The following is a 19,292-nucleotide window of genomic DNA, read 5'->3' on the forward strand; positions in this document are numbered from 1 at the left end:
GGATTATAGCGGGAATGCACGAAAGCCTCACCTGCGGATTACCCGGCGTACGCCTGTTTGAGCGATTTGTCGCGTGCAGGTTCCACACCAGAATGGCGCGTGATGGCCTGTACAGGGCCTGAACAGGCATCGCGATGGCCTTGGGAAGGGCCTGCCAGCGATGCTATAGTTCGCCACCAGTTCGGCCCGCTCGATACTTGCGTGCCTCCATGAAGGAGGCGTGCGTCTGAGTGACGTGGCTGCATCGCAAGGAGTCTAGATGAGCGTTGATAACGCCTACGCGGTCGAGTTGAAGGGTGTGACCTTCAAACGCGGCTCGCGCAGCATCTTCAATAATGTCGACATACGCATTCCCAAGGGCAAGGTCACCGGAATCATGGGGCCTTCGGGGTGTGGCAAGACCACGCTGCTGCGTCTGATGGGCGCGCAACTGCGGCCCGCCAGCGGCGAAGTCTGGGTCGCGGGGCAGAACCTGCCGACCCTGTCGCGCAGTGACCTGTTCGACGCCCGCAAGCACATGGGCGTGCTGTTCCAGAGTGGCGCGCTGTTCACCGACCTCGACGTGTTCGAGAACGTCGCATTCCCGCTGCGCGTCCATACCAAGCTGTCCGAGGAAATGATCCGCGACATCGTCCTGATGAAACTTCAGGCGGTGGGGCTGCGCGGCGCCATCGAGCTGATGCCGGACGAGCTGTCTGGTGGCATGAAGCGCCGTGTCGCGCTGGCGCGGGCGATTGCGCTGGATCCGCAGATCCTCATGTATGACGAGCCATTCGTCGGTCAGGACCCGATCGCCATGGGCGTGCTGGTGCGCCTGATCCGCCTGCTCAACGACGCCCTGGGTATCACCAGCATCGTGGTCTCCCACGATCTGGCGGAAACCGCGAGCATCGCCGACTACATTTATGTCGTGGGTGATGGCCAGGTACTCGGCCAGGGCACGCCCGAGGAACTGATGAACTCGGACAACCCGCGCATTCGCCAATTCATGAAAGGTGACCCCGACGGGCCGGTGCCTTTCCATTTTCCTGCGCCAGACTACCGCGCCGATCTCCTGGGGAAGCGTTAGATGCGCAGAAAATCCTTACTCGAACGTATCCGCCGTTTTGGCCGTTCGGCCATCGACGTGGTCGCGGTCATGGGGCGTTCCTGCCTGTTCCTGCTGCACGCCCTCGTGGGGCGCGGCGGTATCGGCGGTGGTTTCCAGTTGCTGGTTCGCCAGTTGTACTCCGTTGGCGTGATGTCGCTGGCGATCATCGTGGTTTCCGGTGTGTTCATTGGCATGGTGCTGTCGCTGCAAGGCTTCAGCATCCTGGCCAAGTACGGCTCGGAGCAGGCCGTGGGGCAGATGGTCGCCCTCACGCTGCTGCGTGAACTCGGGCCGGTGGTGACTGCCTTGCTGTTTGCCGGGCGTGCCGGTTCGGCGCTGACTGCCGAGATTGGCAACATGAAGTCCACCGAGCAGCTTTCCAGCCTGGAAATGATCGGCGTGGACCCGCTCAAGTACATCGTCGCGCCACGCTTGTGGGCCGGTTTCATTTCCTTGCCGCTGCTGGCGATGATCTTCAGCGTCGTCGGGATCTGGGGCGGTTCGTGGGTCGCGGTGGACTGGCTGGGCGTTTATGAAGGCTCGTTCTGGTCGAATATGCAGAACAGCGTGTCCTTCACCGACGACGTGCTCAATGGCGTTATCAAGAGCGTCGTATTTGCCTTCGTCGTTACCTGGATTGCCGTATTCCAAGGCTATGACTGTGAGCCCACTTCAGAGGGGATCAGTCGAGCCACCACCAGAACCGTGGTCTATGCCTCGTTGGCAGTCCTGGGACTGGACTTTATTCTGACCGCCTTGATGTTTGGAGATTTCTGATGCAAAACCGCACCCTGGAAATCGGTGTCGGCCTGTTCCTCCTGGCCGGGATCCTGGCGCTGCTCCTGCTGGCCCTGCGTGTCAGCGGCCTGTCCGCCAGCCCCAGCAGCGATACGTATAAACTTTATGCAAATTTCGACAATATCGCCGGTTTGACTGTCAGAGCAAAAGTGACCATGGCCGGTGTGACCATCGGCAAGGTCACGGCCATCGATCTGGACCGCGATACCTATACCGGTCGGGTGACCCTGCAACTGGAAAAAAGCGTAGACAACCTGCCTACCGACTCCACTGCATCGATCCTGACCGCCGGGCTGCTCGGCGAGAAGTACATTGGCATCAGCGTCGGCGGGGAAGAAGCCGTGCTCAAGGACGGCGGTGTCATTCATGACACTCAGTCGGCGCTGGTACTGGAAGATCTGATTGGCAAGTTCCTGCTCAATACCGTAGGCAAAGAAGCTAAATAAGGAGTTTCCATGATTTCCATCCTGCGACGCGGCTTGCTGGTGTTGCTGGCGGCCATGCCACTGCTGGCCGTTGCGGCGACCCAGTCGCCCAAAGAAGTGATCCAGACCACCACCACGCAATTGTTGTCCGACCTCAAGGCCAACAAGGAGCAGTACAAGACCAATCCTGGTGCGTTCTACGAGGCACTGAATGCCAACCTGGGTCCGGTGGTGGATGCCGACGGCATCTCGAAAAGCATCATGACCGTCAAGTACTCGCGCAAGGCGACCCCGGAGCAGATGCAGCGCTTCCAGGAAAACTTCAAGCGCAGCCTGATGCAGTTCTATGGCAATGCCTTGCTGGAGTACAACAACCAGGGCATCACCGTCGGCAACGAGAAAAACGACGGCGACGGGCGCGCCAGCGTCGATATGACGGTCAAGGGCAACAATGGCGCCGTCTATCCGGTGTCCTACACCCTGACCCTGCTCAACGGCGAATGGAAAGTGCGTAACGTCATCGTCAACGGCATCAACATCGGCAAGCTGTTCCGCGATCAGTTCGCCGATGCCATGAGCCGCAATGGCAACGACCTGGACAAGACCATCGACGGCTGGGCTGGCGAAGTTGCCAAGGCCAAGGAAGCCACTGCGGACGCGGCGGAGAAGCAGGCGCAATGAGTGGCGGCACGGTGCAATTGGCCGAGCCGGGCGTATTGAGCCTGGCCGGCACCCTCGATTACCGGTCCGGCCCGGTCCTGCGCGAGCAGGGCAAGGCGCTGATTGCATCGAGCCCGTCCAGCCAGTTGGTGCTCGATTGCACCGGTGTCGAGCGCTCCAGCAGTGTCGGACTGTCGTTGTTGCTGGGCTTCATGCGTGATGCCCAGGCGACCGGAAAGCAGTTTGAAGTCCGCGGCATGCCCCACGGCATGCGGGAAATCGCTGAAGTCTACGGTCTGGACGAGCTGCTGACGCTGCAGTGACGACCACGCGAATCGTGGCCCCTCTGTCAGAGTCCTCGCTTACGGGGTTCGCAGGCGAGGGGCTTTTTTGTATGATGGCCGACCCGCGCGCACAGGGCGCCGATCGAGGTTGAGCATGCAGGCCGTAGAAGTTAAGAACTTCCTTGAAGAAAAGTTGCCGGACACCCGGGTCGAAGTTGAAGGCGAAGGCTGCAACTTCCAATTGAACGTAATCAGCGACGAGCTGGCGGCATTGAGCCCGGTCAAGCGTCAGCAGCAGATCTATGCTCACCTTAACCCGTGGATCACCGATGGCAGCATCCACGCGGTCACCATGAAATTTTTCAGCAGCGCAGCCTGGGCTGAGCGCACCTGAGCCACCTGTGGCGGCGAGAATCCAAATGGACAAACTGATTATTACTGGCGGCGCTCGTCTTGACGGCGAGATCCGCATCTCCGGTGCCAAGAACGCGGCCCTGCCGATTCTGGCCGGGACCTTGCTGTGCGACGGCCCGGTTACCGTGGGCAACCTGCCGCACCTGCACGACATCACCACCATGATCGAGCTGTTCGGTCGCATGGGCATCGAGCCTGTGATCGACGAGAAGCTGGCGGTGGAAATCGATCCACGCACCATCAAGACCCTGGTCGCGCCGTACGAGCTGGTGAAAACCATGCGCGCCTCGATCCTGGTGCTGGGCCCGATGGTTGCCCGTTTCGGCGAAGCCGAAGTCGCCCTGCCTGGCGGTTGCGCCATCGGCTCGCGTCCGGTTGACCTGCACATTCGCGGCCTGGAAGCCATGGGCGCGAAGATCGAGGTCGAAGGCGGCTACATCAAGGCCAAGGCGCCTGAAGGTGGCCTGCGCGGTGCGCACTTCTTCTTCGATACCGTCAGCGTGACCGGTACCGAGAACATCATGATGGCCGCTGCACTGGCCAAAGGCCGCAGCGTGCTGCAGAACGCCGCGCGCGAGCCTGAAGTGGTCGACCTGGCCAACTTCCTGATCGCCATGGGCGCCAAGATCCAGGGCGCTGGCACCGACACCATCACCATCGATGGCGTCGAGCGCCTGGGTTCGGCCACCTACCGCGTAATGCCCGACCGTATCGAGACCGGTACCTACCTGGTTGCTGCTGCCGTTACTGGCGGTCGCGTCAAGGTCAAGGACACCGATCCGACCATCCTCGAAGCCGTCCTTGAAAAACTCAAGGAAGCCGGCGCCGAGATCACCACCGGTGAAGACTGGATCGAGCTGAACATGCACGGCAAACGGCCGAAAGCCGTCAACCTGCGTACCGCTCCGTACCCGGCGTTCCCGACCGACATGCAAGCGCAGTTCATCTCGCTCAACGCCATTGCCGAAGGCACTGGCGCGGTGATCGAGACGATCTTCGAAAACCGCTTCATGCACGTCTACGAGATGCACCGCATGGGCGCGCAGATCCAGGTCGAGGGCAACACCGCCATCGTCACCGGGACCAAGACCCTCAAGGGCGCGCCAGTAATGGCCACCGACCTGCGGGCTTCCGCCAGCCTGGTGCTGTCGGCGCTGGTCGCCGAAGGCGACACCCTGATCGATCGCATCTACCACATAGACCGTGGTTACGAGTGCATCGAGGAAAAACTGCAGATGCTGGGCGCGAAGATCCGCCGCGTACCGGGCTAGTCTGCCTGCGGCGCAAGGACGCGCCACGAATTGAATTGAACGCCGCCGGTTGCCTGCATGGGCCGGCGGCTTTAAGCCGCATAAGGACCGACGTTTCCCATGTTGACCATCGCGCTGTCCAAGGGCCGCATTCTCGACGATACCCTGCCGCTGCTGGCGGAAGCGGGCATCGTCCCGACCGAGAATCCGGATAAAAGCCGCAAACTGATCATCCCCACGACCCAGGACGATGTACGCCTGCTGATCGTGCGGGCCACCGACGTGCCGACCTATGTCGAGCATGGTGCCGCCGATCTGGGTGTGGCCGGCAAGGACGTGCTGATGGAATACGGCGGCCAGGGCATGTATGAGCCGCTGGACCTGAAGATCGCCTGCTGCAAGCTGATGACTGCGGGTGCCATCGGCGCGCCGGAGCCGAAGGGCCGCCTGCGCGTGGCGACCAAGTTCGTCAACGTTGCCAAGCGCTACTACGCCGAACAGGGCCGTCAGGTCGATATCATCAAGCTCTACGGTTCGATGGAGCTGGCACCGCTGGTCAACCTCGCCGACAAGATCATCGACGTGGTCGACACCGGCAACACCCTGCGCGCCAACGGCCTGGAACCCCAGGAAGTCATCGCTACCATCAGCTCCCGCCTGGTGGTCAACAAAGCATCCATGAAGATGCAGCACGCCCGCATCCAGAGCCTGATCGACACCCTGCGTCAGGCGGTGGAATCGCGACACCGCGACTGACCTCTGCGCGCGACGTTCGGTCGCGCCCGTCTATCCGCGTCATAGCCAATTATCTCGGGTGCCCGCGCGTATGGACTGGTAGCTTAAGGGCGCCTGAGCATTCGCCAATTACCGAGGCCTTAGCTATGACCACGTCCACTGCAATTCGCCGACTCAATGCCGCTGACCCGGATTTCGCCCGACATCTGGATCATCTGCTGAGCTGGGAAAGCGTGTCCGACGACGCGGTCAACCAGCGGGTCCTCGACATCATCAAGGCCGTGCGCGAGCGCGGCGATGCGGCGCTGGTGGAGTTCACCCAGCGTTTCGACGGCGTCGACGCCAAATCCATCGATGACCTGATTCTCGGTCGCGAGCGCCTGGAACTGGCCCTGACCCGGATTACCCCGGAACAGCGCCAGGCCCTGGAAAAGGCTGCCGAGCGCGTGCGTATCTACCACGAGCGGCAGAAGCAGGATTCCTGGACCTACACCGAAGCCGACGGCACCGTCCTCGGCCAGAAAGTCACCCCTCTGGACCGCGCTGGCCTGTACGTACCGGGCGGCAAGGCATCGTACCCGTCGTCGGTATTGATGAACGCCATTCCGGCCAAGGTCGCTGGCGTCAAGGAAGTGGTGATGGTGGTGCCGACTCCGCGTGGCGAGATCAATGAGCTGGTGCTGGCGGCGGCGTGCATCGCCGGCGTCGACCGGGTCTTCACCATCGGCGGCGCCCAAGCGGTTGCGGCCCTGGCTTACGGCACCGAGAGCGTGCCGCAGGTGGACAAAGTGGTCGGCCCGGGCAACATCTATGTCGCCACCGCCAAGCGCCATGTATTTGGCCAGGTGGGCATCGACATGATCGCCGGCCCTTCGGAAATCCTTGTGGTCTGCGATGGCCAGACCGATCCGGACTGGATCGCCATGGACCTGTTCTCCCAGGCCGAGCACGACGAGGACGCCCAGTCGATCCTGGTCAGCCCGGACGCCGAGTTCCTCGACCGCGTGGCTGCCAGCATCGACAAGCTGCTGCCGACCATGGACCGTGCCGAGATCATCCGTACCTCGATCAACGGTCGTGGCGCGCTGATCCATGTCCGTGACATGGAGCAGGCGATCGAAGTCGCCAACCGTATCGCTCCGGAACACCTGGAGTTGTCGGTCGCCGATCCGCAAGCCTGGCTGCCGCAGATTCGCCACGCCGGTGCGATCTTCATGGGCCGCCACACCAGCGAAGCGCTGGGCGACTACTGCGCCGGGCCGAACCACGTGCTGCCGACCTCCGGCACCGCGCGTTTCTCCTCGCCGCTTGGGGTGTATGACTTCCAGAAGCGCTCGTCGATCATCTTCTGCTCCGAACAGGGCGCTTCCGAGTTGGGCAAGACCGCTTCGGTCCTGGCCCGCGGCGAATCCCTCAGCGCCCACGCGCGCAGTGCCGAATACCGCATCCTTGCCGACCAAGAGGGCAACTGAACATGAGTAAATTCTGGAGCCCCTTCGTCAAGGACCTGGTGCCTTACGTCCCGGGTGAGCAGCCGAAGCTGACCAAACTGGTCAAGCTCAACACCAACGAGAACCCCTATGGCCCGTCGCCGAAGGCGCTCGACGCCATGCGCGCCGAGCTGAACGACAACCTGCGCCTGTACCCGGACCCGAACAGCGACCTGCTCAAGCAGGCCGTTGCCCGTTACTACGACGTGCAGCCAAGCCAGGTGTTTCTCGGCAACGGCTCGGACGAAGTGCTGGCGCACATCTTCCACGGCCTGTTCCAGCACGACGCGCCGCTGCTGTTCCCGGATATCAGCTACAGCTTCTATCCGGTCTACTGCGGCCTGTACGGCATTCCCTTCGAGCCGGTGGCGCTGGACGAGCAGTTCCAGATCCGCGTCGCGGACTACCGCAAGCCCAATGCCGGGATCATCTTCCCCAACCCCAATGCGCCGACCGGCTGCCTGCTGGCGCTGGACGCCATCGAGCAGTTGCTTCAGGCCAACACCGAGTCGGTGGTGGTGGTGGATGAGGCCTACATCGACTTCGGTGGCGAGACCGCCATCAGCCTGGTGGATCGCTACCCGAACCTGCTGGTGACCCAGACCCTGTCCAAGTCGCGCTCCCTGGCGGGGCTGCGGGTCGGCCTGGCGGTGGGCCATCCCGACCTGATCGAGGCGCTGGAGCGGATCAAGAACAGCTTCAACTCCTACCCGCTGGACCGCCTGGCCATTGTTGGCGCGGCGGCGGCCTTCGACGACCGCGAGTATTTCGAAGAAACCTGCAACAAGGTCATCGCCAGCCGCGAGAAGCTGGTGGGCGAACTGACTGCACGTGGTTTCGACGTGCTGCCGTCGGCGGCCAACTTCATCTTCGCCCGCCATCCGCAGCAGGATGCCGGCGAACTGGCGGGCAAACTGCGGGAGCAAGGGGTGATCGTGCGTCACTTCAAGCTGCCGCGGATCAGCCAGTTCCTGCGTATCACCATCGGTACTGAAGAGCAGAATCAGGCGTTGCTTGACGCGTTGAACTGATCTGGCATCGCCTCGCGAGCAAGCTCGCTCCTACAGGACACCCCCGCCGTCTCTGTAGGAGCGAGCTTGCTCGCGATGGCTCATCTCCATTTGCTTTCCACTGAAACAACCCGTTACTCTTGCCTTCCTTAAATTCATCCGATGATTGGATGTAAGCCCTTTTATGACCCAGCTCATCAAGCGTTCCCTCGTCGAACAAGCCGTCGAACAACTCCGCCAGCGCATCACCAGCGGCGCCTGGACGGTTGGCCAGCGCCTGCCGACCGAGCCTGAACTGGCAGCCGACCTCGGCATCAGCCGCAACACTGTGCGCGAGGCGGTGCGCGTGTTGGCCTTCAGTGGATTGGTGGAGGTGCGCCAGGGCGACGGCAGCTACCTGAAGACCGCCTCGGACCCGTTGCCGGCGGTCCAGGCGCTGTCAAGTTGCAGCCTGGAGCACGCGCGCGAGGCGCGGCACCTGCTGGAAGCCGAAGCGATCGGCCTCGCGGCACTGCGGCGTACCGAGCAAGACCTGCTCGGCCTGCATGAAGCCCTGCGCGCCAGCGGCAATCACTTTCACGGTGATCTGGGCGATTACATCTGCTGCGATCTGGCCTTCCACCAGCGTCTGGTGGATGCCGCGCACAACCCGGCGTTAAGCGAGTTGTATCGCTACTTCTCCAGCGTGGTGGCGATGAAGCTGGAACACAGCATGAGCAGGTCGCCGCGCAACCAGGCGGTGTTCGATCTGCATGAAGCGATCCTCGACGCCGTCGAACGCCAAGATCCGGAGCGGGCCAAGGCCCTGAGCCGGACACTGATCAATGAACCCTGACTTCGAGACTGCCATGGGCCAAGACCTTTCCCACAAGCCCGCGCCCCACGGGCCGGTGCTTGACGAACTTTTGATTGATGCCGAAGCCGACGACGGCGATCTCCAGCCGCCCGTAGGCTTGCCAAAGCCGTGGCTGTTGCTGCTGGGCCTGGTGCTGGTGGCGTTGAACCTGCGCCCGGCGCTGTCGAGCATGTCGCCGTTGCTCGGGGATGTTTCCGCGAGCCTCGGCCTCAGCGGTTCCCAGGCCGGTTTGCTGACGACCCTGCCGGTCCTCTGCCTGGGCCTGTTCGCGCCGTTGGCGCCGGTTCTGGCGCGGCGTTTTGGCAGTGAGCGGGTGGTCCTGTTCATCCTGTTGTGCCTGGCGGGCGGCATTGCCTTGCGCAGTAGCTTCGGCAGCGTCGGGCTGTTCGGTGGCAGCCTGATCGCCGGGGCGAGTATTGGTGTGATCGGCGTGCTGCTGCCGGGCATCGTCAAGCGCGACTTCCCGGCCCATGCCGGGACACTGATGGGCATCTACACCATGGCCCTGTGCCTGGGCGCGGCGCTGGCCGCCGGTGCCACCGTGCCATTGAGTCACTACTTCGGCGACAACTGGACCCTCGGCCTTGGCTTCTGGCTAGTGCCGGCGGTGGTGGCCGCACTGTTCTGGTTGCCTCAGGCGCGTCAGGGGCATGGCGCGCATCATGTGGCGTATCGGGTGCGCGGCTTGTGGCGCGACCCGCTGGCCTGGCAAGTGACCCTGTACATGGGCCTGCAATCGTCGCTGGCCTATATCGTATTCGGCTGGCTGCCATCGATCCTCATTGGCCGCGGTCTCAGCCCGACCGAAGCCGGGCTGGTACTGTCAGGCTCGGTGATCGTGCAACTGGTCAGCGCCCTGACCGCACCGATGCTGGCAACCCGCGGCAAGGACCAGCGTCTGGCGATCGTCGTGGTGATGGCGCTGACGCTCGCCGGCCTGTTCGGCTGCCTGTATGCGCCCCTTGGTGGGTTGTGGGGCTGGGCGGTGGTGTTGGGAATCGGCCAGGGCGGCACCTTCGCCCTGGCGCTGACGCTGATCGTGCTGCGTTCGCGAGATGCCCATGTCGCCGCCAACCTGTCGAGCATGAGTCAGGGCGTGGGCTACACGCTTGCATCGGCGGGGCCGTTCGCGGTCGGGCTGGTGCATGACCTGACCGGAGGCTGGGCCGCGGTGGGCTGGATCTTCGCGGTGCTGGGCGGTGGCGCGATCGTCTTCGGCCTCAAGGCGGGCCGCGCGCTGCATGTGGGGGCAATCAGCGAGCGGATCTGACCTCTCACGGATTGCAGTTAGCCTTGACGGCCGCCGCGTGGCTCACATTGGGCCGCGAGGGCTCGATATACCACTCCGGCTTCTGTGGAAACTTGACCAGCAGGCACACCAGTTGGCGGCGCATGCTGCCGACCTGCTGCTCGTTGTCGCGCCATTCAGGGTCATTGCCGTTGCGGGCGAGTAGTTCCTGATACAGGGCGTCGGTTTCACTTTCACCGATGTTGCGGCCATAGGCCGTCGGAATGACCTTCAGCGACCATTCCACCTTTTTCGTGGTGGCGTTGGTGTAGCTGGTCCATTGGCTGGACTCGATGTATCTGCCGGGCGTGTTGGCAGGTACCGTCTGCTGGGCAATGGCCTGGTCACTCTCGACATAGGCGAAGCGCGCGGTGGCGGGTTTGGTGAAGTCGACACGCAAGATAGGCACGATGAACCCCACGGCAGCCAGTTTTTTCTGGAAATTGCGCGCACTGGTAAGGCCGTCCTCGGGCTTTTGCGGCTTGGTGTCACCGTAGGTGGAGTAGTTGAAGTTGCTGTTCGGGTTGTAGACGAAGGCGTCGATGTACTTCGTGGTGTCGGAACCATCCGAGGATTCAGAAGCGTTGCGCATCATGAATTCATTGGTGAGGGTGCGCACCGCTAGGGGCGCGGTGTTGTTGGCTTTCGCCCGTGACTCATGGATCTGGATCATTTCATCCCACTGCGCCGGGTCGTCGGCGTTGAACGAGCACTGCACACGCTGGACCGTGGTGTTGCCGTAGGCTTTCTGCCACTCGGTCAGATTTTTCACACCCTGTTCGGGACATGTTCCGTAGGCGGTCGTGGCATTCAGGTTGGCAGCACCGCTCTGGCCGGCAGTGGAGGGTTGTCCCTTGCCGTAATCGCCGCAGCCATGCCATTTGCGATCCGGCCCGGTGCCGGCATCGAACGGGTAGACGCAGACGAAGCCTTCCTGCTTGACCGCTGCGCCTAGCTGCTGGGCGTCCACGGGGTTGCGCATGATCATCCCGGCAGGATGGACGAGGGTGTTGATGCTCAGGTCGCGACGCAGCCAGGTCCATGAGGTGGCTCCGGTCTTGACGGCGTAGGGGCTGTAGTCCCAGGGGTAGAAGGGGCCGTCGTTGACCATCCGCAAGGTCACGCCGCTGCAATAGTAGTGGCCGCGAGGCGCGCCGCTGCCGACTTCCTTGCAGGCATTTTCCAGGGTGTTGTAGTTACGGTTGATCCGCTCCACGGTGGCCTGGGGTGACCGTTGCGGATCAGTCTCCTGCGCCTGTACCCACAGGCTGACGCCCAAGGTCGAGAGTACGAACAGAATGCTGCTGGCACGCATGGGCGAGTCCCTCTTTCGCAGGCCTTTGACTGGGTGATCCGGTCTTTTGCGGGAAGGCTGGGTGAGGATAGGAAGCGGGACGTTTCGCCGACTACTGACAGAAATATCAGTTCTGACGAGTGGATGTAGAGAGCGCCAACAGGGGCAGGCATTCATCCGGTCAATGCTGCTGGCCTGAAGCCAGCAACCGGTCTATCGTGCAACGCTGATCCTTTGGGGGAGATGCCCGTCATGAGCGATGCCAACAGTGAGCTGATTACCCGTTTCTACCAGGCTTTCCAGCGCCTGGATGCCGAGGCCATGGTTGCCTGCTACAGCGACGATATTGTCTTCAGCGACCCGGCCTTCGGCACGTTGCGTGGCCGGGATGCCGGTGACATGTGGCGGATGCTCACCAGCCGGGCCAAGGACTTTTCCCTGAGCTTCGACAATGTGTGCGCCGATGAGCGAGGCGGCTCGGCCCATTGGGTTGCCACGTACCTGTTCAGCCAGACCGGACGCATTGTGGTCAACGATATCCACGCCAGTTTCGTGATCCGCGACGGCAAGATCTGCCAGCACGACGATGCCTTCGATTTCTGGCGCTGGTCCCGCCAGGCCTTGGGCGCACCGGGCGTGCTATTGGGCTGGACGCCGTTCCTGCACAACAAGGTTCGCCAGCAAGCGCTCAAGGGTTTGAAGGCATTCCAGCGCGGTTAGGTGTTGCCGTGCCTGGGGCGGATATTTCCTCGGGCCATTTCAGACTGCGGCTGCGGGTATTAAGCTGGCGGCTTTTCCACAGCAGATCCGACAACCTGTGACCGAACATGCCACCGCGACACCTGACAAGCCCTGGTACGTCTACCTGGTGCGCGCTGCCAATGGCTCGTTGTACTGCGGCATCAGCGACAATCCCGAGCGCCGTTTCGCGGCGCACCAACAGGGACGCGGTGCCCGTTACTTCAGCACCAGCCCGGCGGTGGCGCTTGTTTATGTCGAGGCCTGGCCGGACAAATCGCAGGCGCTGCGCCATGAGCGCCTGATCAAGGCATTGCGGAAGAGCGCGAAGGAAGCGCTTGTGGCTTCCTTCGCAGCGCAGGGCTAAATGAGGTCGGGCGTATCGCTTGAATCTGCGCAACCATTCTGCGTGCGGTTGCTGGCGCCGGCGTCGATCGGGAATGAGCAAAGTACGCTGTAATCCACCTGGTCTTTCGGGTTGTCAGCAGTGTTGTCCAGAATGATGCCGCTGCTGAGGTTCCAGGACAGTGTCCTGAACTTGGCGTCCTTGCGCAGGTAAGACGCCGAAATCCCGCCACTCTTCATGGCCCCCGGGCTGATGCTCCAGGGCCCGTATTGCCAGTCAGGATCGAGCGCCCGCAAAACCACGCCGCTACAGGTGTAGGCAGGATCCGATTCGCAACTTGGGCGGACATCGTTGTAGCGGGTGTTCAGCTTGGCGACGGCATCGTCACCAAGCTCTGCGTTGGCCGGAAGCTGCCCTTGGGCTCAGTCCTTGCGCCGTTTCAACTGATCGGTCAGTTGGGTCGGCAGGCCCTTGATGATCAAGGTGCCGGCTTCTTCGTCGTACTCGATCTTCGACCCCAGCAAATGCGCTTCGAAACTGATCGACAGCCCCTCGGCACGGCCGGTGAAGCGGCGGAACTGGTTCAGGGTGCGTTTGTCGGCGGGGATCTCCGGCGACAGGCCGTAGTCCTTGTTGCGGATGTGGTCGTAGAAGGCGCGCGGGCGTTCTTCGTCGATCAGCCCCGAAAGTTCGGTCAGGGTCACCGGCTCGCCGGCCTTGGTCTGGCTGGTGGCGTAGTCCACCAGGGTCTGGGTTTTCTCCCGCGCGGCTTCCTCGGGCAAGTCCTCGCTTTCGACGAAGTCGCTGAAGGCCTTGAGCAGGGTGCGGGTTTCACCGGGGCCATCGACGCCTTCCTGGCAGCCGATGAAGTCGCGGAAGTAGTCCGAGACCTTCTTGCCGTTCTTGCCCTTGATGAACGAGATGTACTGCTTCGAGTTCTGGTTGTTGCGCCACTCGGAGATGTTGATGCGCGCCGCCAGGTGCAATTGGCTCAGGTCCAGGTGGCGGGACGGGGTGACATCCAGCTCGGCGTTTACCGCCACGCCTTCGCTGTGGTGCAGCAGGGCGATTGCCAGATAGTCGGTCATGCCTTGCTGGTAGTGCGCGAACAGCACATGCCCGCCCACCGACAGGTTGGACTCTTCCATCAGCTTTTGCAGATGCTCCACCGCGATGCGGCTGAAGTCGGTGAAGGTCTTGTCGCTGTCGAGGTATTCCTTCAGCCAGCCGCTGAACGGATGGGCCCCGGATTCGGCGTGGAACAATCCCCAGGCCTTGCCCTGTTTGGCGTTGTAGCTGTCGTTGAGGTCGGCCAGCAGGTTTTCGATGGCGGTCGATTCGGCCAGCTCGGAATCACGGGCGTGCAACACAGCGGGGCTGCCATCGGGCTTCTTGTCGATCAAGTGGACGATGCAATGACGGATCGGCATGGAATTCTCGGCTCGGTGAAGGGCCGGCGCAGGGCTCGGCAAAGTTGCCAAGTGTAACTCAGCCGGGGCGGATGACGGGGTCGCCGAGTGGGTGACGGGGTGGTGGGTTCGGTTTTTGTTCTGTTTTTTGCGATATTTTGTGTAAACCCCCGAAAAACCTGAACATTTGGCCCGTGCGAGGCGGATATTTATCTATTCCTGTGGTAGTTTTGCCCGGTCTTGCGCCCCCTGTGCGGCGCATTGCTGGCAGTTCGCTGGCGTCCCGTCGAACCAAACGCATTTTTGTGTATCTACATACGCGATTGGCAAATGGAAGTACCCGACCCGCCGACCATTCGCGGGGCCGGACCCGATGGCTGACGCAGCACTCTGCAAACCCACTGAATTTGATTAGGGAAGGAACACCACCATGGCATTGACCAAAGACCAACTGATCGCCGATATCGCTGAAGCAATCGACGCGCCGAAAACCACCGCGCGTAACGCACTGGAGCAACTGGGCCAGATCGTTGCTGATCAACTGGAAAACGGTAGCGAAATCACTCTGCCAGGCATTGGCAAGCTGAAAATCTCCGAGCGTCCTGCCCGTACCGGCCGCAACCCTTCGACTGGCGCTGCCATCGAAATCGCTGCCAAGAAAGTCGTCAAGTTCGTGCCAGCCAAAGTGCTGACCGACGCTGTAAACAAGTAATTGTAAACAGCACAAAAAAACCGCGCCGGGTGCGAACCTGACGCGGTTTTTTTACGCCTGCAGAAAGGCCGTTACTTGCTGTTCCAGCGTTGCTGACGCCAGTGCTGGCGCGCTGGCGCGTCCTGGAAGGTCCAGGCCACCAGACGGCTCTGTTTCTGCCCCTGGCCCATTTCCAGCACTCTCTGCTCCTGCACGCCGGCTTTTTTCAGCGCCGCCTCGATACCGGGCAGATTCGAGGCTTTCGACACCAGGCTGCTGAACCACAGCACCTGTTGGCCGAGCGCCTTGCTCTCGTTGACCAGTTGCGTCACGAAACGGATCTCGCCGCCTTCGCACCACAGCTCATTGTTCTGGCCGCCGAAGTTCAACACCGGCAGCTTGCGCTTGGGATCAGCCTTGCCCAAGGCGCGCCACTTGCGTTGGCTGCCACGGGTGGCTTCTTCGCGGGAGGCGTGGAAGGGCGGGTTGCTCAGGCTCAGGTCGAAGCGCTCATCCGCCGCCAGCAGGCCGGTGAGGATGTGCTTGCGATTGCCCTGCTGGCGCAGGCTGATGAACTTGCCGAGACCATTGGCCTGGACGATGGCGCCGGCCGCGGCCAGCGCTACCGGGTCGATGTCCGAGCCAACGAAGCGCCAGCGATAATCCGCATTGCCCAGCAGCGGGTAGATGCAGTTGGCGCCGACACCGATATCCAGAGCCTGAACCTGCACGCCACGGGGAATCTCGCCGCCGTTGTCCTCGGCCAGCAGGTCGGCCAGGGCGTGCAGGTAGTCGGCACGACCCGGAATCGGCGGACACAGGTAGTCAGCAGGAATATCCCAGAACTGGATGCCATATTGCGCCTTGAGCAGCGCCCGGTTGAACACCCGCACCGCCTCGGGATCGGCGAAGTCGATGCTCGGCTTGCCGTAAGGGTTGGTGATGGTGAAGCGGGCGAGGTCAGGGTGCGCCTTGATCAGGGCGGGGAAGTCGTAGCGGCCCTGGTGGCGGTTGCGCGGGTGCAGGGTGGGTTTGTCGGGTTTGTTCATGGTCGCTGAATGCAGAAAAGCGGGCTTGGCCGCGATGTCGTTTAATCAGGCACACATGAGGTGCATGAGACTACGCATCGCGGGCAAGCCCGCTCCTACAGGTTTCCTCTGTCGTTACAGGGCGGCAATCCGCGCGTGCTGCTCGGTGAAGTTGGCCAGGGCCTGTTCGGCTTCGGCCAGCTTGGCGCGCTCCTTGTCGATGACGGCAGGCGGAGCCTTGTCAACGAAGGCGGCGTTGGACAGCTTGCCGCCGACGCGCTGGACTTCGCCTTGCAGACGCTGGATTTCCTTGCTCAGGCGCGCCAGTTCGGCGTCCTTGTCGATCAGGCCAGCCATCGGCACCAGCACTTGCAGGTCGCCCACCAGCGCGGTAGCGCTGAGCGGTGCTTCGTCCTGCTCGCCGAGCACGGTGAACGATTCGATCTTCGCCAGCTTCCTCAGCAGCGCTTCGTTTTCGCTCAGGCGACGCTGGTCTTCAGCGCTGGCGTTTTTCAGGAACAGTTGCAGTGGCTTGCCCGGGCCGATGTTCATTTCGCCACGGATGTTACGCACACCCAGCATCAGCTCCTTGACCCACTCGATGTCGCTTTCGGCGGCGGCGTCGATGCGGCTTTCGTTCGCTTCAGGCCATGGCTGCAGCATGATGGTCTTGCCGTCGATGCCGGCCAGCGGCGCCAGGCGCTGCCAGATTTCTTCGGTGATGAACGGCATGAACGGATGGGCCAGGCGTAGCGCCACTTCCAGGACCCGCACCAGGGTGCGACGGGTGCCGCGGGCACGTTCGACCGGGGCGTTTTCGTCCCACAGGACCGGCTTGGACAGTTCCAGATACCAGTCGCAATACTGGTTCCAGATGAACTCGTAGAGCGCCTGGGCCGCCAGGTCGAAGCGGAACTGCTCCAGTTGGCGGGTCACTTCAGCTTCGGTGCGCTGCAGTTGCGAGATGATCCAGCGGTCTGCCAGCGACAGTTCGTAGGCTTCGCCGTTCTGGCCGCAGTCCTCGCCCTTGTCCAGCACGTAGCGGGCGGCGTTCCAGATCTTGTTGCAGAAGTTGCGGTAGCCCTCGACGCGGCCCATGTCGAACTTGATGTCGCGACCGGTGGACGCCAGCGAGCAGAAGGTGAAGCGCAGGGCGTCGGTGCCGTAGCTGGCGATGCCTTCCGGGAACTCGGCCTTGGTCTGCTTGGCGATTTTCTCGGCCAGCTTGGGTTGCATCAGGCCGCTGGTGCGTTTCTCCAGCAGTTCGTCGAGGGTGATGCCGTCGACGATGTCCAGCGGGTCAAGGACGTTGCCCTTGGACTTGGACATCTTCTGGCCCTGGCCATCGCGGACCAGGCCATGGACGTAGACCGTCTTGAACGGAACCTGCGGCGTGCCGTCCTCGTTCTTCACCAGGTGCATGGTCAGCATGATCATCCGGGCGACCCAGAAGAAAATGATGTCGAAGCCGGTGACCAGCACGTCGGTGGAGTGGAAGGTCTTGAGGAATTCGGTCTGCTGCGGCCAGCCCAGGGTGGAGAAGGTCCACAGGCCGGAACTGAACCAGGTGTCGAGGACGTCGTTGTCCTGGTTCAGGACCACGTCGGCGCCGAGGTTGTTCTTCGCCCGCACTTCTTCTTCGCTGCGGCCGACGTAGACCTTGCCGGACTCGTCGTACCAGGCCGGGATGCGGTGGCCCCACCACAGTTGACGGCTGATGCACCAATCCTGGATGTCACGCATCCAGGAGAAGTACATGTTTTCGTACTGCTTGGGCACGAACTGGATGCGTCCGTCTTCCACGGCGGCGATGGCCGGTTCGGCCAGCGGCTTGGTGGAAACGTACCACTGGTCGGTCAGCCACGGCTCGATGATGGTGCCGGAGCGGTCGCCCTTCGGCACTTTCAGCGCGTGGTCATCGACACTGACCAGCAGGCCCAGGGCGTCGAAGTCGGCGACGATCTGCTTGCGCGCGACGAAGCGGTCGAGACCGGCGTACTGGGCGGGCAGGGTGGCGTCGACGGATTCGTTGACGCTGCCGTCGAGGTTGAACACCTGGGCGGCCGCCAGGACCACGGCGTTCTTGTCGAAGATGTTCAGCAGCGGCAGGTTGTGGCGCTTGCCGACTTCATAGTCGTTGAAGTCGTGGGCCGGGGTGATCTTCACGCAGCCGGTACCGAACTCGGGGTCGCAGTAGTCGTCGGCGATGATCGGGATGCGGCGGCCGATCAGTGGCAGTTCGACGAACTTGCCGATCAGTGCCTGGTAGCGCTCGTCGTTCGGGTTCACCGCCACGGCGGCGTCGCCGAGCATGGTTTCCGGACGCGTGGTCGCGACGATCAGGTAGTCGTTGCCTTCGGCAGTCTTGGCGCCGTCGGCCAGCGGATAGCGCAGGTTCCACAGATGGCCTTTCTCGTCGTGGTTTTCCACTTCGAGGTCGGAGATCGCGGTGTGCAGCTTGGTGTCCCAGTTGACGAGGCGCTTGCCGCGGTAGATCAGGCCGTCTTCATGCAGGCGCACGAAGGCTTCCTTGACCGCGTCGGACAGGCCGTCATCCATGGTGAAGCGCTCGCGGCTCCAGTCCACCGAAGAACCCAGGCGGCGGATCTGCCGGCTGATGTTGCCGCCGGACTGCTCCTTCCATTCCCAGACCTTGTCGAGGAATTTTTCCCGGCCCAGGTCGTGGCGATTCTGGCCTTTGGCTTCGAGCTGGCGCTCGACCAGCATCTGCGTGGCGATGCCGGCGTGGTCGGTCCCGGGCTGCCAGAGGGTATTGCGGCCCTGCATGCGACGGAAACGGATCAGGGCGTCCATGATCGCGTTGTTGAAGCCATGACCCATGTGCAGGCTGCCGGTGACGTTCGGCGGCGGGATCATGATGGTGTACGACTCGCCGGCGCCTTGCGGGGCGAAGTAGTTCTCGGACTCCCAGGTGTTGTACCAGGAAGTTTCGATAGCGTGCGGCTGGTAGGTCTTATCCATGCGCGGGGGGACCCTATGGCATTTATTCGGGAAAGCCGGGAAGTATAACCAAGCTGCAGGCTTCAAGCGACAAGCTACAAGCAGGACGTGCGCGGTTGCGGACGGGTGTCGTATCTGTCCGCAACTGCGCAGGTATCAGGAGGGTTGCTGGTTCAGCAGGCGTTCGAGGCGGGCGTCGAGGCGGCGCTTGATCTCGTTTTCAATGTGCGGGGCGAAGTCGTCGATCACGTCCTGCATGATCAACTGGGCGGCAGCGCGTAGCTCGGCATCCAGGTGCAGCAGGGTGTCCTGGCGGCGGGCCTGTGGATCGGGCTCGTTCACCGGTGCAGCAGGTGCTGGCGGCGCGAGTTCTTCGGCCGGTTCGAGCAACAGCGGGATCTGTTCTTCCACGGTTTCGGTCAGCAGCGGCGGTTGCAGGGTGTCATCACCCAACAGTTGCCTGATCGATTCCAGGTCATCCAGCAGGTGGGCGGATTGGGGCAAGGGAGGGCGTTTGTCCATCGT

Annotated in this window: 21 protein-coding genes; 15 read left to right on the top strand and 6 right to left on the bottom strand. The window is 62.4% G+C overall.

Going from position 1 to position 19,292, the window contains the following annotated elements; translation table 11 throughout:
- Positions 1–259: 259 nt before the first annotated feature.
- The 12 genes from NTD82_RS10290 (at position 260) to NTD82_RS10345 (ending at position 10,282) form a co-directional block, all read left to right on the top strand.
- On the top strand, positions 260–1,069 hold the full coding sequence (locus NTD82_RS10290; RefSeq protein ID WP_095159614.1) for an ATP-binding cassette domain-containing protein: 810 nt from the start codon (positions 260–262) through the stop codon (positions 1,067–1,069).
- A complete protein-coding gene (gene mlaE / locus NTD82_RS10295; RefSeq protein WP_095159615.1) occupies positions 1,070–1,867 on the top strand; it encodes a lipid asymmetry maintenance ABC transporter permease subunit MlaE in 798 nt (265 codons plus the stop codon). It abuts the gene before it with no gap.
- A complete protein-coding gene (gene mlaD, locus NTD82_RS10300; RefSeq protein WP_095159616.1) occupies positions 1,867–2,334 on the top strand; it encodes an outer membrane lipid asymmetry maintenance protein MlaD in 468 nt (155 codons plus the stop codon). The genes mlaE and mlaD overlap by 1 nt, the downstream gene beginning before the upstream one ends.
- Positions 2,335–2,343: 9 nt before the next feature.
- Positions 2,344–2,994 (top strand): phospholipid-binding protein MlaC, encoded by a 651-nt coding sequence (locus NTD82_RS10305; RefSeq protein WP_095159617.1) that lies wholly within the window; start codon positions 2,344–2,346, stop codon positions 2,992–2,994.
- Complete coding sequence (locus tag NTD82_RS10310) at positions 2,991–3,296, top strand: lipid asymmetry maintenance protein MlaB (protein ID WP_095159618.1); 306 nt, start codon at positions 2,991–2,993, stop codon at positions 3,294–3,296. Before NTD82_RS10305 ends, NTD82_RS10310 begins: the two co-directional genes overlap by 4 nt.
- 115 nt (positions 3,297–3,411) lie before the next feature.
- Entirely contained in the window at positions 3,412–3,651 is a 240-nt protein-coding gene (locus tag NTD82_RS10315) for a BolA family protein (RefSeq protein WP_095159619.1), read from the top strand.
- A 25-nt stretch (positions 3,652–3,676) separates the two neighbouring features.
- On the top strand, positions 3,677–4,942 hold the full coding sequence (murA, locus tag NTD82_RS10320) for a UDP-N-acetylglucosamine 1-carboxyvinyltransferase (protein ID WP_095159620.1): 1,266 nt from the start codon (positions 3,677–3,679) through the stop codon (positions 4,940–4,942).
- A gap of 99 nt (positions 4,943–5,041) precedes the next feature.
- Positions 5,042–5,677, top strand: coding sequence for an ATP phosphoribosyltransferase (hisG, locus tag NTD82_RS10325; protein ID WP_095159621.1), 636 nt, complete (start codon positions 5,042–5,044; stop codon positions 5,675–5,677).
- A gap of 125 nt (positions 5,678–5,802) precedes the next feature.
- Entirely contained in the window at positions 5,803–7,128 is a 1,326-nt protein-coding gene (hisD, locus tag NTD82_RS10330) for a histidinol dehydrogenase (protein WP_095159622.1), read from the top strand.
- A 2-nt stretch (positions 7,129–7,130) separates the two neighbouring features.
- On the top strand, positions 7,131–8,177 hold the full coding sequence (hisC, locus tag NTD82_RS10335) for a histidinol-phosphate transaminase (RefSeq protein WP_262128678.1): 1,047 nt from the start codon (positions 7,131–7,133) through the stop codon (positions 8,175–8,177).
- 163 nt (positions 8,178–8,340) lie between these two features.
- Positions 8,341–8,991: a FadR/GntR family transcriptional regulator gene (locus NTD82_RS10340; RefSeq protein ID WP_262128679.1), complete on the top strand. Its 651-nt coding sequence runs from the start codon at positions 8,341–8,343 to the stop codon at positions 8,989–8,991.
- Positions 8,992–9,004: 13 nt separating this feature from the next.
- Complete coding sequence (locus tag NTD82_RS10345) at positions 9,005–10,282, top strand: CynX/NimT family MFS transporter (RefSeq protein ID WP_262128743.1); 1,278 nt, start codon at positions 9,005–9,007, stop codon at positions 10,280–10,282.
- Between the two features lie 4 nt (positions 10,283–10,286).
- Here NTD82_RS10345 and NTD82_RS10350 read toward each other — a convergent pair whose 3' ends face one another.
- Positions 10,287–11,615 carry a DUF2599 domain-containing protein gene (locus NTD82_RS10350; protein ID WP_262128680.1) on the bottom strand — a complete coding sequence of 443 codons (1,329 nt, stop codon included), beginning with the start codon at positions 11,613–11,615 and terminating at the stop codon, positions 10,287–10,289.
- A 231-nt stretch (positions 11,616–11,846) separates the two neighbouring features.
- Between NTD82_RS10350 and NTD82_RS10355 the strand changes: the two genes are divergently transcribed.
- Both NTD82_RS10355 and NTD82_RS10360 read left to right on the top strand, forming a co-directional pair.
- Positions 11,847–12,314, top strand: a complete 468-nt coding sequence (locus NTD82_RS10355) for a nuclear transport factor 2 family protein (RefSeq protein ID WP_095154319.1) — start codon at positions 11,847–11,849, stop codon at positions 12,312–12,314.
- A 97-nt stretch (positions 12,315–12,411) separates the two neighbouring features.
- Positions 12,412–12,699 carry a GIY-YIG nuclease family protein gene (locus NTD82_RS10360; protein WP_262128681.1) on the top strand — a complete coding sequence of 96 codons (288 nt, stop codon included), beginning with the start codon at positions 12,412–12,414 and terminating at the stop codon, positions 12,697–12,699.
- Here NTD82_RS10360 and NTD82_RS10365 read toward each other — a convergent pair.
- The gene (locus NTD82_RS10365) at positions 12,696–12,974 is read right to left on the bottom strand and encodes a hypothetical protein (RefSeq protein WP_262128682.1); all 279 of its coding nucleotides are present in this window, start codon (positions 12,972–12,974) and stop codon (positions 12,696–12,698) included. The two genes, NTD82_RS10360 and NTD82_RS10365, sit on opposite strands and share 4 nt — an antisense overlap.
- A gap of 126 nt (positions 12,975–13,100) precedes the next feature.
- The gene (gene yejK / locus NTD82_RS10370) at positions 13,101–14,108 is read right to left on the bottom strand and encodes a nucleoid-associated protein YejK (protein ID WP_095154315.1); all 1,008 of its coding nucleotides are present in this window, start codon (positions 14,106–14,108) and stop codon (positions 13,101–13,103) included.
- Positions 14,109–14,517: 409 nt separating this feature from the next.
- On the opposite strand from yejK, the gene NTD82_RS10375 reads away from it, so the two are divergent.
- Positions 14,518–14,799 (top strand): HU family DNA-binding protein, encoded by a 282-nt coding sequence (locus tag NTD82_RS10375; protein WP_095154313.1) that lies wholly within the window; start codon positions 14,518–14,520, stop codon positions 14,797–14,799.
- Between the two features lie 71 nt (positions 14,800–14,870).
- Here the strand turns inward: NTD82_RS10375 and rlmF are convergent, their stop codons facing one another.
- The 3 genes from rlmF to NTD82_RS10390 form a co-directional block, all read right to left on the bottom strand.
- Positions 14,871–15,827: a 23S rRNA (adenine(1618)-N(6))-methyltransferase RlmF gene (gene rlmF, locus NTD82_RS10380; protein WP_262128683.1), complete on the bottom strand. Its 957-nt coding sequence runs from the start codon at positions 15,825–15,827 to the stop codon at positions 14,871–14,873.
- 114 nt (positions 15,828–15,941) lie between these two features.
- Positions 15,942–18,788, bottom strand: coding sequence for a valine--tRNA ligase (locus NTD82_RS10385; protein WP_262128684.1), 2,847 nt, complete (start codon positions 18,786–18,788; stop codon positions 15,942–15,944).
- Between the two features lie 135 nt (positions 18,789–18,923).
- On the bottom strand, positions 18,924–19,289 hold the full coding sequence (locus NTD82_RS10390; RefSeq protein ID WP_095154307.1) for a DNA polymerase III subunit chi: 366 nt from the start codon (positions 19,287–19,289) through the stop codon (positions 18,924–18,926).
- Between the last annotated feature and the right edge of the window lie 3 nt (positions 19,290–19,292).

Source organism: Pseudomonas sp. 5P_5.1_Bac1 (assembly GCF_025466015.1).
In the GTDB taxonomy this organism is placed as follows: domain Bacteria; phylum Pseudomonadota; class Gammaproteobacteria; order Pseudomonadales; family Pseudomonadaceae; genus Aquipseudomonas.

Excerpts from the sequence above, each read along its gene's own strand:
- NTD82_RS10290 (WP_095159614.1), top strand. The coding sequence starts at position 260 with ATGAGCGTTGATAACGCCTACGCGGTCGAGTTGAAGGGTGTGACCTTC.
- mlaE (WP_095159615.1), top strand. The coding sequence starts at position 1,070 with ATGCGCAGAAAATCCTTACTCGAACGTATCCGCCGTTTTGGCCGTTCG.
- mlaD (WP_095159616.1), top strand. The coding sequence starts at position 1,867 with ATGCAAAACCGCACCCTGGAAATCGGTGTCGGCCTGTTCCTCCTGGCC.
- NTD82_RS10305 (WP_095159617.1), top strand. The coding sequence starts at position 2,344 with ATGATTTCCATCCTGCGACGCGGCTTGCTGGTGTTGCTGGCGGCCATG.
- NTD82_RS10310 (WP_095159618.1), top strand. The coding sequence starts at position 2,991 with ATGAGTGGCGGCACGGTGCAATTGGCCGAGCCGGGCGTATTGAGCCTG.
- NTD82_RS10315 (WP_095159619.1), top strand. The coding sequence starts at position 3,412 with ATGCAGGCCGTAGAAGTTAAGAACTTCCTTGAAGAAAAGTTGCCGGAC.
- murA (WP_095159620.1), top strand. The coding sequence starts at position 3,677 with ATGGACAAACTGATTATTACTGGCGGCGCTCGTCTTGACGGCGAGATC.
- hisG (WP_095159621.1), top strand. The coding sequence starts at position 5,042 with ATGTTGACCATCGCGCTGTCCAAGGGCCGCATTCTCGACGATACCCTG.
- hisD (WP_095159622.1), top strand. The coding sequence starts at position 5,803 with ATGACCACGTCCACTGCAATTCGCCGACTCAATGCCGCTGACCCGGAT.
- hisC (WP_262128678.1), top strand. The coding sequence starts at position 7,131 with ATGAGTAAATTCTGGAGCCCCTTCGTCAAGGACCTGGTGCCTTACGTC.
- NTD82_RS10340 (WP_262128679.1), top strand. The coding sequence starts at position 8,341 with ATGACCCAGCTCATCAAGCGTTCCCTCGTCGAACAAGCCGTCGAACAA.
- NTD82_RS10345 (WP_262128743.1), top strand. The coding sequence starts at position 9,005 with ATGGGCCAAGACCTTTCCCACAAGCCCGCGCCCCACGGGCCGGTGCTT.
- NTD82_RS10350 (WP_262128680.1), bottom strand. The coding sequence starts at position 11,615 with ATGCGTGCCAGCAGCATTCTGTTCGTACTCTCGACCTTGGGCGTCAGC.
- NTD82_RS10355 (WP_095154319.1), top strand. The coding sequence starts at position 11,847 with ATGAGCGATGCCAACAGTGAGCTGATTACCCGTTTCTACCAGGCTTTC.
- yejK (WP_095154315.1), bottom strand. The coding sequence starts at position 14,108 with ATGCCGATCCGTCATTGCATCGTCCACTTGATCGACAAGAAGCCCGAT.
- NTD82_RS10375 (WP_095154313.1), top strand. The coding sequence starts at position 14,518 with ATGGCATTGACCAAAGACCAACTGATCGCCGATATCGCTGAAGCAATC.
- rlmF (WP_262128683.1), bottom strand. The coding sequence starts at position 15,827 with ATGAACAAACCCGACAAACCCACCCTGCACCCGCGCAACCGCCACCAG.
- NTD82_RS10385 (WP_262128684.1), bottom strand. The coding sequence starts at position 18,788 with ATGGATAAGACCTACCAGCCGCACGCTATCGAAACTTCCTGGTACAAC.
- NTD82_RS10390 (WP_095154307.1), bottom strand. The coding sequence starts at position 19,289 with ATGGACAAACGCCCTCCCTTGCCCCAATCCGCCCACCTGCTGGATGAC.